At 26.9% G+C, this 13,806-nt stretch carries 13 protein-coding genes; 2 read left to right on the top strand and 11 right to left on the bottom strand.

The window, feature by feature from the left end; translation table 4 throughout:
- Nucleotides 1-2: 2 nt before the first annotated feature.
- The 4 genes from secG to STABA_RS00830 form a co-directional block, all read right to left on the bottom strand.
- On the bottom strand, nt 3-314 hold the full coding sequence (secG, locus tag STABA_RS00845) for a preprotein translocase subunit SecG (protein WP_156007497.1): 312 nt from the start codon (nt 312-314) through the stop codon (nt 3-5).
- 469 nt (nt 315-783) lie between these two features.
- A complete protein-coding gene (locus STABA_RS00840) occupies nt 784-3,765 on the bottom strand; it encodes a glycoside hydrolase family 18 protein (RefSeq protein WP_156005578.1) in 2,982 nt (993 codons plus the stop codon).
- 80 nt (nt 3,766-3,845) lie between these two features.
- Entirely contained in the window at nt 3,846-4,346 is a 501-nt protein-coding gene (locus STABA_RS00835; RefSeq protein ID WP_156005576.1) for a hypothetical protein, read from the bottom strand.
- A 26-nt stretch (nt 4,347-4,372) separates the two neighbouring features.
- Nucleotides 4,373-5,458: a S66 family peptidase gene (locus STABA_RS00830; RefSeq protein WP_211360462.1), complete on the bottom strand. Its 1,086-nt coding sequence runs from the start codon at nt 5,456-5,458 to the stop codon at nt 4,373-4,375.
- A gap of 78 nt (nt 5,459-5,536) precedes the next feature.
- Here STABA_RS00830 and STABA_RS00825 point away from each other — a divergent pair, with 78 nt between their 5' ends.
- Together STABA_RS00825 and STABA_RS00820 are read left to right on the top strand one after the other, a co-directional pair.
- Nucleotides 5,537-5,935, top strand: a complete 399-nt coding sequence (locus STABA_RS00825; RefSeq protein ID WP_156005574.1) for a rhodanese-like domain-containing protein — start codon at nt 5,537-5,539, stop codon at nt 5,933-5,935.
- Nucleotides 5,936-5,978: 43 nt separating this feature from the next.
- On the top strand, nt 5,979-6,767 hold the full coding sequence (locus STABA_RS00820; RefSeq protein ID WP_156005572.1) for a pyrroline-5-carboxylate reductase family protein: 789 nt from the start codon (nt 5,979-5,981) through the stop codon (nt 6,765-6,767).
- A gap of 35 nt (nt 6,768-6,802) precedes the next feature.
- Here the strand turns inward: STABA_RS00820 and STABA_RS00815 are convergent, their stop codons facing one another.
- Genes STABA_RS00815 through STABA_RS00785 form a run of 7 tightly spaced genes read right to left on the bottom strand, consistent with a single transcriptional unit; the run spans nt 6,803 to nt 13,744 of the window.
- On the bottom strand, nt 6,803-7,033 hold the full coding sequence (locus tag STABA_RS00815) for a helix-turn-helix domain-containing protein (RefSeq protein WP_156005571.1): 231 nt from the start codon (nt 7,031-7,033) through the stop codon (nt 6,803-6,805).
- On the bottom strand, nt 7,023-7,973 hold the full coding sequence (gene whiA / locus STABA_RS00810; protein ID WP_156005569.1) for a DNA-binding protein WhiA: 951 nt from the start codon (nt 7,971-7,973) through the stop codon (nt 7,023-7,025). The genes STABA_RS00815 and whiA overlap by 11 nt, the downstream gene beginning before the upstream one ends.
- Nucleotides 7,974-7,998: 25 nt before the next feature.
- Nucleotides 7,999-9,465: a prolipoprotein diacylglyceryl transferase gene (locus tag STABA_RS00805; protein ID WP_156005567.1), complete on the bottom strand. Its 1,467-nt coding sequence runs from the start codon at nt 9,463-9,465 to the stop codon at nt 7,999-8,001.
- A gap of 54 nt (nt 9,466-9,519) precedes the next feature.
- Nucleotides 9,520-10,455, bottom strand: a complete 936-nt coding sequence (trxB, locus tag STABA_RS00800) for a thioredoxin-disulfide reductase (protein ID WP_156005565.1) — start codon at nt 10,453-10,455, stop codon at nt 9,520-9,522.
- Complete coding sequence (locus STABA_RS00795; RefSeq protein WP_156005563.1) at nt 10,439-11,818, bottom strand: prolipoprotein diacylglyceryl transferase; 1,380 nt, start codon at nt 11,816-11,818, stop codon at nt 10,439-10,441. Before STABA_RS00795 ends, trxB begins: the two co-directional genes overlap by 17 nt.
- Nucleotides 11,808-12,740, bottom strand: coding sequence for an HPr(Ser) kinase/phosphatase (gene hprK, locus STABA_RS00790; RefSeq protein ID WP_156005561.1), 933 nt, complete (start codon nt 12,738-12,740; stop codon nt 11,808-11,810). Before hprK ends, STABA_RS00795 begins: the two co-directional genes overlap by 11 nt.
- A gap of 32 nt (nt 12,741-12,772) precedes the next feature.
- On the bottom strand, nt 12,773-13,744 hold the full coding sequence (locus STABA_RS00785; protein ID WP_156005559.1) for a Fic family protein: 972 nt from the start codon (nt 13,742-13,744) through the stop codon (nt 12,773-12,775).
- Nucleotides 13,745-13,806 lie beyond the last annotated feature (62 nt).

The following is a 13,806-nucleotide window of genomic DNA, read 5'->3' as shown; positions in this document are numbered from 1 at the left end:
GATTAAGAAGCAGATTGCGGCTCGACAAGTACAACATGTGTTATTACACCAATAGCTATTGTACAAACAAAAACAATTATTCCTAGACTAAACATTCATATTGATAAAGTTTTATCTAAACCTCTTTCTTTTGAGTTAGAGAATAACTCGTCATTTCCCCCGTTAAGAGCACTTAATCCAGTTTGAGAAGTTTTGTTTTGAATCATACCAATTGTTATCATCATAACAGATATTATTAATGCTAATATTTCAAACGCAAAAATGACTCTATTACCCAGCAATCTTTCAGAAGAACTTGCGAACATTTCAAGCATCATTTTTCGCCTCCAATTCTTATTTAATAGTTTAAACCTTACTATAATATTCTAAACTAATATGCTGAGTTTTACAACAATATTTAAAATAATATGTATAAGTTTATATTATTTTAAATATCTTTATGTTCTAATAGTTTTTTATCAAGTATTTAATTGACCTTTAATGTTTAATTTTTGACTCAAAATTTATTTTGTTTTTTTGTTTTAAAAATCAATGAATAAATATAGTAAATAGTCTCATACCTTTAATAATAATTGCTTTTTTAATTTCATGAATTATTTTAATAATAGTTGAGCAAAATATTATTGCAAAAACTGCATAGTTTAAAAAAATATGTGCAGGTCAAAAATAAAATTTTGGTATACATAAACTAAATTTTCTATTGCTAATTAACTACGAACTTCTAGACTAAAAAATGCAGCCTATATAAATAAAAAAAATTACCTATTAAGGTAATTTTTATAATTAAGCTTTTTTCTTAGGTGTTTTAACACCATCATCTCATGATCCATTAAATGCTTTTGCGAAGTCATATTCACCTAAATAACCCAGTCCGTGACTTACTAGTGATTTTGGTCTAGAAATATTGCTAATTTTTCCTCTATCATCGTTCATTGATCACATTCCAATGTATGAAATTCCATTATTTTGAGCTCAGTTGTATAAGTCTTTTGCATCTTCTAATGTAAATACTCCAGCAACTGTATCGTTTACCCCTATCATTGGTGTTGCACCAATTAGGTTGTAAACTTCTCCATTATTAATAGAACTTTTTTTGTAATTATTTAAGATTGATTTTGCAAGATTTTCTTTTGTATTTTCAATTGCTTCAACTGCAAGATCGTAATTTGTTTTTCCAGCATTTTTAGCTGCAATATAAATTGGATCTCCATAATCCATTAACATTAAGTTAACTACAGGAACTTCATTATAACTTAATCCCGCTTCTTTGTAAGCTTTTACAAAAGTATCCATAACTGCATATCCATCTCTTGTTAAACCTGATGGTAAAACAGGAAGTGTAACTGAGAAGTTTCATGATTTATCTTGTTTTTTCATATTAGCTAAAGTTTTTGCTAATACTTGATTTCCTGTTGTATCATGTTGAGCTTCTCCTTCAATATCAAAGTCAATATTTTTTGGTGTTGATAATGATTTGCCACTTTTTTGACTAGCAAAATCAGCTAAGTCTTTATTGTAATTTTCAAGAGCTGTTTGTAGTAAACTACTTGCTTGATTAATATCTCCTCCAGCTAATTTATATGCTAAGTTTCATGGATTTTTTTCAATATATCCACCAGTTGTAGCACCACCATATGCAACTTTAATATTTCCAAAATTATTTGAATTAATTAATGGTAATAAAGCTTTTTGATAAAATACTGATTCTTTTCATCAATTATATCCTTCACCTTTATTTTCAATTCCAGCTACCGATAAATCAATGTTATTATTGTGTGCATTTACTTGTTGAACAAATGCTAATGTTAAGTGATTTAATCCAGTTTGTTTTACAATATCATCCACATTATTTCCTTCATATAATCCAGCATCTAAGTAAGGTGAGAAATATGTTTGACCATTTTCTTTTGCTTTTTCAGTAACATTTTTAGTTCTGTTTGGGTTAGCATCTTCTCAACTTACATAGTTGTTTTTAGATGAAACAGTTGGAGTAGTTGGAGCGATAACGTTTCCATCATTTGTTGAAGGTTGACCTTCACTTCATTGATTTTCATTCCCCCCAGTTACACCATCTCAACCACTTGCTCCTTGTTGTTTTTGTATTTCATCTAATGAAGTATTTTGACGAATATCTCTATCATAATCCATAAAACCAGATAGTGATTTAACATTTTCACCTGTAGCTTCTTCTGGTATACTTGTACCTGATAATTTTCCTGTTAAGACTTTTGCATATGTAAATTTCTCATATCCGCTTCCAGATCTTATATTTTGATCGATTGGGTTTTTATCAGCTAATGCATCTTCGTTTAATCCGTTACTTTCAAATAATGAAGGGTAATCTCTTGTTAAATAAAACATTGAAATTTGACCAATTTTTTTAGCTTTTGCAAATACTCTTAACTTTTCTGCATCCTTTGCATTAAAGTCATAAATTGCTTTTTCAGCTCTTCTTCCAATTCAAGGTGTAATAGCCATTCTACTGTAAGCGTTATCTATTTTTATGGCATTTGAACCGTTAACTCTTTGATTGATAGTTTTTCAAGTATTTTCTGTATTAGTAATTGCTAATTCCATTATTTGTTCTTCTCAATTCTCTTTATCTTTTAATTGAGATGTGTTGAAATCAGATCAAGTTAAATAAGGTAGAACTAAATTAAGTCTAAAATTCATCCCTAAAAATTTTGTAAACATGTACAATGGAAACTCTTCGCTTCCAATTAAACTTATATCTCCATTTCATCCGCCTTGACTAGCTATTACACTTGAAATACCACTCTTTGTTGAAACAACTAATGATAATCTTAAATCAAATTCATTATCTCTTTCTAGTAATATTTTTAGCGCACCTGCTAATAATCTTTGTGAATCTGCATAACTTCCTGTATTAGTTAAATAAGGGGCCGCAAAATAAAAGTCAAATTTTTTTGTTCCATACTTTGTTGATATTTCAGCTAATTTATCTGCTAATTGTTCTTCTGTATAGTTATTTTTGTATGCTTCATGTCAAAATGAATTTGCAAAAGGTCCAAATGAGATAGTTACTTTTTTAGTATCCAATTCTTCTTTTACTCATTTATCTCATCTGTCTTGAAATCATTTTGCTGACTCATTAGAAGTTAAATTAGGTGCTGCGTCTCACATTGGCACTAATTCACTTTCATCGCTTGCGTTTTGCATAAACCCAAGTGTAATTCCATCTTCATTTTGATTAAAAAGGCCACTATTTTTTCATAGATATCCTAAATCATTATATTTATTATTTACTAAATCTGCATTTTTTTCAAATTTTACATCATCTCTGTAAGAAGAACCTAAACCTTTATTTTTTAGTAAATATTCAGTGCTGTCTTCTACAATTCCAATGTCTGTATATGGATTGAATGATAGAGTTTTATTAGCTAATCTATTTGAAACTAAATCTCTTGTTGCTAAAGTTGAAATTTGTTTATCTGAATCAGGAACTGCTGCTTGAGCTACATTTACTAAACTTCTACTTGAAATACTCTTTCCATTTAAGCTCATATAACTAGCTTTGCTTGAACTTGTATTTGTATAATCTTTTGTTAAAATACTTCCTCAGTTCATTTTTCTTGTACTCATTAGATTGCTAGCAGTAGAATCATTTGTTCCACCATCAGCATCAGGATTTTGAAAATCAACTGGTTTATTTCTGTGTGAGTTCACTGGAGAACATCCAATGGTTGCTGCTGATACTTGAGTTGATACTAAAACCGCACTCAAGAATCCAAGTAATTTTTTCATTATATTTACCTCCTAGTTTATAGGATAACAAAAAAAATTGTTTATATCAAATAAACAATTTTTATAATGTAAAAGTTATTTTATATATTTTCAGTTTCTCGACTACCAAATATCTTGCTTTCTAAATAGTCAGACTCTTTTTGATCATTTGACTCAATACCTTTATATCTATTTTGTCTTACTAACAAAACTATTCAATAAGCAAAATAAAGTATTCCGAAACATAAAAAAATACTTATAATTGTCATTACAAAAATTCCTTTTGTATAAACTATTTTTCCTTCTTTTCTAGCAGCTAACCTTCTATGAATTATTGACGCAAATATTATTGCAAAAAATCCACTAGCAAAAAATAAAACATGAACTATTATGAGATATTTTATTTGGTTTAATTCAAACATTGCATAAATAACAGGTCAAATTCCATATTTAAAACTAAATTTTACAATAAAATATAGTGTTCAAATTTCTTGTAATAATACAAAAGCTCCAATTACAATAATTGCAACTGAAAATCTTGAAATCATTTTATCGTATTTAAGAACATCGTCATTGTTAGTGCTTTTGCTAATATTTTTCATTTTTAAATCCTTTTTAAAACCTATGCTTAAGATTTTAAAATTCTTTCTATTGCTTTTATTATTTTACTATAATTATCTAATTTTACATTAATTGCATAAGGAATAATATTTTTTGGGTAACTATGACCAAAATTAATATTTAAAACTATTGGTAAATTATATTTTTGAGAGTATTTTAAAAGTATTTTTTTATATTCATCATAATATATATTATCTTGAGGTTTTCCCAAAATTAAGCATTTTACGTTTTTTAAAATATCTCTTTTTTCAAATTCTTTTAACATGTTTTTAAAAGTAATCTCATTTGGTTTTTCTTCACTAGTTTCTAAAAATAAAACAATTTTTTTTCATTCATCAAGAGTTGGTAGAATATTATATTTTTCAAAAACCTCTGTTTGATCATTATATCGATCGCTTGTAAAAATTGAGTAAAAACTTTCTAAACAACCTCCATATAAAATTCCTTCTAAAGGTTTTTTGAAATTGATAAACTCATATCCAACTTTTTCTATATGTTCTACTCTTGGTTGTTTATACTCAGATTTATCAAAAGATTTTCTTTCTTCAAACCAAGTGTTTGAAGAAAGAATCTCATAACTTTCGAAATTTTCAAATAATGATAAAAAAGATTTCTTAGTATATTCTAGCATTCTTGTGTCTAATTCTGCAATATCTGTTAAAAAAGCATGACCATAAATTGTAGAAACCCCTAATTTAGTTAAAAATAAATGTATATTAGTTGTGTCTGAATATCCTATAAATATTTTTGGATTATTTTGTACTATCGATTTAAATTCATCATTCATCAAGTAAGGTATTATCTTATAACTGTCATCTCCCCCAATAGCTGACATAATTATTTTTACATCTTTATCTAAAAATGCTTGTTTTAAATCCTCTGCCCTTTTTTGTGGATTACTTTTTATATATTCTTCACCTTTTAAAGTATTATTCATAAACTTTACTTTTAATCCAAACTCTTCTAATCTTTTAGTTCCAATTTCAAGTTGATATTTACAAAAATCTTCTCCTAATATTCCATTTGATAAACTTACTATTGCAATGCTATCACCTTTTTTTAGTCTAAAAGGTTTTATAATATTATTAAACATCTTGATTTCTCCTATTTATTTTTTTGCTAAAAAGTTTTAATTTAATCAAATTATAATATAATTTTTAAAGGTGATAGCATGCAATGATTAGATTATGTATTTAAATTTATAAGCAAGGTATTTGCTTCAAATGCTTTTAAAAAAAAGTATAAAGTAAAAACAGCAAATAAATTATTAAAAATTTTAAAAAATAATAAATGACAAGTAGTAGATATAAGAGGTCCACTTGTTTATGCAAGTAATCATATAAAAAATACTATTAATATACCAGTTATGACTTTTAACTATAACTACTATAAAAAATTAGAAAAACATAAAAAAATTTTACTAATTAACAGTAACTACCGAAGTGATTTAAATATATATAGGACCTTAAAGTCTAAAGGTTTTAAGACTTATATTTTATATTCTAATTATGCAGATCTTATAATCAATCCAGAAATTGATGAAATGACAAAAATAATGATATATGACTAATTAATAGCTTTTTTTTTCTTTTTTTTTATTTTATAATTTTAGTATGAAAAAAATACTTATGATTGGTACTGGTCATATGGGTGAAGCTATTTTAAAAGCTTTATCGATTAAACTAGAAAAAACAAAATATAAAATGTTTATATTAAATAGAAACGAGCAAAAATCACAAAACTTAGCAAATTTATATAAATGTAATTATTTAGATTACAAACAAGTAATTAATTTTAATCAGTTTGACATATTTATACTTGGTTTTAGACCGAGTGACGCAAAAAATTTTTTTAAAACTTTTAAATTAAATGATCAAAAAAATAAGTTAATAATATCAATGTTGAATGCTTATACAATTGATACTATAAAATTAAATTTTGAAAATAATATAAACATTGTAAGAATTATGCCTAATATGAATGCAAGCGAATGCAAATCATCAACAGGTTATGTTACTTATGGAGTTAATAAAAACTTAATAAATATAGGAATTGATATTATTAAGTATTTTGGAAAAGCATATGAGCTTGAGGAAAGTAATTTTTCAGGGTTTGTTGCACTTACAGGTTGTGCACCTGCTTTTATTTATGAATTTATAAATGGGTTTAAAGAATTTGCAAAAGAGTGTGGTTATGATCTAAAACAAGCAAATGAATTTATTAAAGATACAATTGTAGCGACAACTAATTTTGCTTTAAGTGAAGAATATAAATTAGATGATTTAATAAATAAAATAATAGTTCCTGGTGGTCCAACTGAAGCTGGTCATAATGTTTTAATACATAATAACTTTAAAGATATATTAATTAAATGTTTTGAAGCATCAAAAGAAAAAAGCTAAAAAAAATATGCAAACACGTATTGCATATTTTTTATTTATTTAGTAATAGTACTATTATTAAATAGTTCTTGGATTGTAACTCCAAGTCCAGCTGCTATTTTTTCCACAGCTTTTAGTGATACATTTCTGCGACCACGCTCTGTATCAGATATATAGTTTCTGTGGATACCTGCTTTAAAACTTAGTTCTTCTTGAGTTAAGCCTTTTTGCACTCTTAACTCTTTCATGTTTTGACTAAAAATAGCTATTACATCGTTACTTTTCATAAATTTCACCTATGCTTTCCGATAGTTTTGCAATTATTTTAAATAAATTGCTAATACCAGATTTAGTAATACTAATACCTTCATCATTCATAAGTTCTTCTAAGCGACTAAATGATGCATCCGGGTGAACCAAACGTATGTTGGCCAATTTTTGAGCCTTATCTGACAATTCACTAAATAGATTATTCTTTTGAATTGCTTCTATTTGTGAAATTTGTTTATCACTAGTCTTGGATGTTTTTTTAATGTTATAAACATCAATATTATTGATACGATTAACATTATTTGTAAAGTCTCTTGATATACGTGTATTTTCAAACTTTAAAACTGCTTCAGGAGCATCTATAAACTTTAAAAAATCAGAAACAACTAAACATCTTTTAACATAGCAGATATAATTGCTTTTTCTTGTGATTACTTTAAAACCAAATTCAAATTTATTAAGAAGATCTCTAATATAAATAGCAGATTCTTCTTCTTTGAATTGGAGTTCTAGATGATAGTTAACGGTATCTGGATTATTGACGCTGCCAACGGCAATAAAAACCCCAGAGATATATGCGCGTACCAAGCTATTATCGAAATCCTCGTTTAAACTAATCTTTATAATTTTAGCACTTTTATCAATATCATATAAGTTATATTTACTTAAAAAGTGTATCACGTTGTCAGTCAATAAAAGTTGATAAACTTTATCTTTTTTTAATATTTGAGTTTGAATAATAGATATTTCTATATTTCCACTATATACTATTTTTAGTAACTCATAAATTTTTCGTATTACATGATTTGATTTTGAATGGAGACGCAAAGAAAAACCTGATAAAGTATAAATTAATTCTCCATTATATTTTATAAATCCAGACAGCAACATAATTGCTTGTTCTTTATCAAAGTTATGATCAAGTATTTCTTCTTTAACAGTTGTTGCAAAAGACATTGCATCACCTTCTTAATATATTAAATTATTTTTTTTTTCGATTTAGTCCTTGAGTTTTGATATTTTGATGTTTTGCACGCTTGCTTTGAATTTGCATTCTTCTACTTGGATGTTTAACATAAGTTGATTTATTAACTTCTCTTTTTTTAGAATCTTGATTTTTCATTTGAGTTTGTACTTTTGCTTGTTGTTTTCTTTCAGCCTCTATTGCTAATTGCTCACTCATTTTTACCACGCTATTTTTAATTTTTCGATCTGCGATTTTGTTATCTTTTTCTAGTACTTCTCTTGTAAAGAAATAAGGTTTTTCATAAATATATCCTGGAGTTCTAAATAAATATGGTCCAATAAATTGAGCATATATCATTATTATTACTCCAACAATTCCAGTAATTGCAACTAATGCAAGTGAAAGTTCTGGTTTATGCATAACAAATAAACCTTCTTCACTTCTGTTTGTCTCGACATAAAATCTTATAATATTTCATCCTAAAAAATATGCTCCAAGTTGTACACCTGCTCTTGCACATTTATATCCATGTGGGTTATTAGCTTTATCTAATAAAAGCCCTTCTTTTCATTTTTTTGCCACAATATTTTTTGTTGTAATTTTACTTTTTTCTTGTTCATATCAATTTACTCTTGATTTTTCTACTTTTGTATAAAAAGCATTTCTTCAAATTTCAAAATAAGTGTTATCAATTGAGTCTTTATTGAAAGTAAATGGTGCTTTTCATGATTCTTTTCAGCTTAATTGGAATTGATTTGGTTCTACTTTTCAAGGTTTTTTGCCAATTCATTTTCCAATTCCAGGAATGATTAAAACAATGCATAAATACACTATTAAAAATCCAACTGATTCATATAAAAATAATGGTTGCATCACATAATGTTGCCCATTTTCAAGCGTAACACCATTTAAAACATTTCCAGATGGTCCATTATAAGTATAAGTTAAATTATCTTGTAATCATTTTGGTAAATTTACTCCACCATATATACCTAAAGGTCTACCAAATAATTCATGGTTAAAAAAGTTCCCTCATCTACCAACTGATTGACTAATCAAAATGCCTGGAGCAATACAATCTCCATAAGTAAATAATGAAATTTTACGTTTTTTTCTTAAAAAATAAAGAATTAAAAATGCAGATATTGTTCCAAATAATATAGCTCCGTGAATTGACATTCCTGGTTCTCAAAATGCAAACAATTTAAAGAATCCTTCTCCATTTAATCAATCATCTCCACTGGCATTAAGCTTACCAAAGAAGCTTCCTCCAAATAGTCCGCAAGGAACTATAAAAACTGCTGCTATTAACATCTCTTGTGCTGGCAGTCTTCTTCTTCATAACCGAAAAGCAGCAAGTGCAATTGCAACAATAACTCCAGTAGTTATAAAAAATGCGTACATGTGTAATGGTCCATAGTCACTTTTAACAGATCAATTTGCGTCGTATGGACTAAATCACTTGTCCTCTCATTTTTCCATTAATAAATCACCTCTAACTTTTAAATTTTATCACAAAAAACAAAAACCTTGAAATTAATCAAGGTTTTCAATATATTTAACTGCATTTTGACCTGCTAAAGCTCCATCTGAAACCGCTGTTGCTATTTGTTTTAATGGGGAACGTCTTACATCTCCTGCTACAAATAAACCTTCAATTGTTGTTTTCATATTTTCATCACCTACAATATGTTTATTTTCATCTAAAATTGTAGTTTGTTCAATGAATTCTGTAACAGGATTTTGACCGATAAAAGGAAATATTGCTTTAATACCAATGCTTTTTTCACTATTATCTAAAAGACTTTGAATTGTCACACCTTCAACAGAGTTTTGACCATTAATTGATTTTACAACACTATCTAAATGTAATTCTACTTTTTCATTTGCTTTTAATTTATCTAGAAGTTTTTGGTCAACTCTAAACTTTTGACTTCTATGAATTAGATGTACTTTTGAAACTAATCTTGATAAGAAAATAGATTCTTCAACTGCTGAATATCCTCCTCCAACAACTGCTACAACTTCATTTTTAAAATTAGCTCCATCACAAACCGCACAGTACGATACACCTTTACCATATAACTCTTTTTCTCCTGGCACATTTAATAGCCTTTCTTTTGTACCAGTTGCTAAAATTAAAGTTGTTCCTGTTATAGTTTTTCCATTAGTTAATTGAACAATAAATGAATTTCCTTCTTTTTTGTATGATTTCAATCCAGAGTATTCAATGTTTGCTCCTAATTTTATTGCTTGATCTACAAATTTAAAAGCTAATTCAGGACCTTCAATTTTATCGAAACCTGGATAATTTTCTATTTCCCCTGTCTTCCCAACTTTTCCTCCAGGTAATTCTTTTTCTAAAACAACAGCCTTCATTCCAGATCTAACAGCATAAATTGAAGCAGTCAATCCAGCAGGACCTGCTCCAGCAATAATTACATCATAATCATTATTAATAGGATTTTTCATATAATCAGCCTTCCTCTCTCCATTTTTTTGGCGCTATAAATTGAGATATTACTAAAAAGATTATTCCAAGAAACATAATTCCACTTAGAGATAAGTAGTTAAATACAGGGCTTCATTTAAATGCGAGTTCATAATTAGTTCTAAATGAGTCAAGAATAATTCTAATCAATGCAATAATTATAATATAACTTGAAGACATTACTCCTGATTTAATTACAAAATATTTATTAGGATTGTTTATTTCATATAATTTTTCACTATTTAAAGTAAAAAATGATTTTAATCTTGATTTTTCGCTTCTTGATTTTTCGCTATCATTTTTAAACTTTGCTGCAAGTTCTTTTTTTTGTTTTAATAATTCATTTTTATCGATTTTATTATTTTTATATTTATATTCAATTTTTGTAATTTCTTCTTTTAATTTTGTTTTTAAAACCTTATATCGCTCTGTTGCTTTTAAATAAATACTTTTATGATCATCAATAACTTTTTGCGCTTTATTTGCTTCAATTAAATCAGCTTGATAAGCAAAATATGCTTTTAATCAGGCTTGTCTTTTAGACATTTTATATAACTCTTCTCCCTTTATATAAACTTGTTTATATTTAATATCAATATATGTATCAACATTTTTTATTTGGTTTAATTTAATTGGATGTTTTATTGGAAATGCTTGAGGGTCAACTATTCAAGGTTTTTTACTAAATCATTTACCTAAATTTTGAATCACAAAAACAATAACAACTCAACTTATTAAAGTTCCAAACATTTCATATAAAAATAATGGTTCTTTATAAACTAAATCTTTTGCTTCCATTCCTGTTGCTGGATCTACATAATAAAATAATCTTTGTCAAATTCATGAAGGCAGTCACTGTAATTTTTCCACAGAAGTTGTTCTACCTAAAATTTCATGATTAAATAAGTTTCCTCATCTTCCAATTGCTTGACCTAATAATACATTAGGAACAATACAATCAGCATATGCATAAATTGAGATTTTTTTGTTATGTCTTTTTGCATATAAAAAAGCAAAACCTCCAACAAAACCACATAAAAAAGCTCCAAAAAAGCTCATTCCTGGTTCTCAAATAAACACAACTCTATATAAAGGAACTCCTGTACCTAGTTTTCCAAAAATTGATCCCCCTAAAACACCACAACCAATAACAATATAAGTTGCATGAATCAATTCTTGCATAGGAATTTTTCTTAATTTAATTGTTATAAAAGTTGCAATTAAAGTAACAAATGTACCTATTACTAAAAAAGTTGAGTATAAAAAAGAAAGATTATCTCCTTCTCCTTGTCCTGTTACTCAAGCATTTCATAATGGATTATCATAGGCAAAACTATTCATCATCTGAAAAATCTCTCATTCTTTCTGTTAATAAATCTGCATCATCTTTATAAAGGCCACTATTTTTAATTTTTAATTTAGATACAGCTGTTTCAACAATATTTTGTATATTTCTTCCTGAAGATACAGGTATTTTTATATATGGAATTTCCATTCCTAAAATATTTTTAGTATTAAAATCATGTCCTAATCTTTCAGAATCATCTACTCCATCTTTTTTAAAAATTGACAATTCAATAATTAAATCAACTGTTGATTGTTCCATTATAACTTTATAACCATTAGTTTTTGCAACATCAATAATTCCGATTCCTCTTACTTCAACTAAGTTTTTTAAAATTGGATGCGACTTACCATAAAGTGCTCCGGCTTTTTTTGTCACAACAATTCTATCATCTCCAACAAATAAGTGGTTTGCTTTAACTAACTCAAGCGCTAACTCAGATTTACCTATTCCAGATTCTCCAGTCAATAAAGTACCTTGTCCAAAAATATTTATAAAAGAAGCATGTAATTCTGTAGTTGGTGCAAAATAATCATCTAATAAGTCTAAAACATCTTTTGAAAAATCACTTGTAGATTCGGCTTGTGTTTGTAAAATTGGAATTCCAAGACAGTGACCTACTTGTACAAAAATAGGATCATCAAACTTTTTAGTTAAAATAACTCCTGGAATATGTTTGTTTAAAAGTTTTTCGTATCTAACTTTTCTTTCTTCATCACTAAATTTCATTATATAATTATATTCTTTTGTAGACATCAAGATTAATCTATGTGCTTTTTCCCCTTCTTCAAAATTTCCAGTTAATTCTAATCCAGCACGATTTAATCCATAAACTTGAATAAAATTATCTAATCCACTTTCACCAGCCAAAACTACTAAGTTTAGTTTAGCGGCTACTTTTCTAACAGTAATTTTTCTCATAAAAGATACCTCACTTCTAGATTATAACTTAATTAATCTTTGAATGTATAACCATATTTTTTAGTTCATTCTTCTCTCATTTTTTTAACAACTTTTTTAAAATCTAAAATAGCAATCGATTCATCTAAGATATACTGATTATATTTTTTATCTAAAATTTCTCAATTTTCCTTTTTAAAGTCATGAGGTTCAACTTTTTTAAATTCCATATATCCTTTTTCATCATCGCTATCTTCATTTAATTTTAGTTCTTTCCTTATCGATTTATACAGCAATGATTGCATTGTTATTAGATTATCAATATTTATTCTTTCTATAACTGAATTTGAAATAGGATTAGATGTACCACTAGATTTTTGTAATGCTAAATAGTATAAAATTCTATTTTTAAAATCAATTGAAATTGGAGGCAAACCCATTTTTAACGCTTCTAAAGTTAATATCATTCTTCCTACTCTTCCATTGCCATCAGCAAAAGGATGAATGATTTCAAAACCACAATGTAAAAATGCTAAAGCTTGAATTTTACTTTCTAAATCCTTTACTTTTTTTCTCATTTCATAAAAAATATCAATTACTGTTTCTAAATCTTTTTCAATATACTCAGGAAATGAATTTTTTACACAGGTATTTGAAATGTGTACATTTGCTTTTCTAAAATTACCTTTATTTTCTTTTTCAAAATTACTAACTAACTCCATTAAGATTAAGTGAAACTCTTTTATTAAATTTTTATCTAGTCTATCGTGACTATTATTTTGAATTGTTTTATACAAGAGTGAATATGATCTTTTAAAACCTCATGCTTCTTCATATCATTTCGCAAGAATCGGATTATAATCAACTGAATAGTCTTTATAAATTTCACTTCAAATTTCTTTTTCGTCAAAATGAAAAATAATTTTTTCAAAAACTACCGCTGATAACTTGTTCCCTTCAATTTGAGCAGAGTTATAAGCATTTTTACAATAACTATTTTCAAAATAACTTTTTTTAAATTTCATAAGCCATATCCTTTTTTCTTTAATTATTATATCAACTTTTGTGAAAAAAATAATGGCATAAC

Origin of the sequence: Spiroplasma tabanidicola, from assembly GCF_009730595.1 — a bacterium.
GTDB classification, from domain to species: domain Bacteria; phylum Bacillota_I; class Bacilli_A; order Mycoplasmatales; family Mycoplasmataceae; genus Spiroplasma_A; species Spiroplasma_A tabanidicola.
This window is presented reverse-complemented; position numbering and strand designations above follow the sequence as displayed.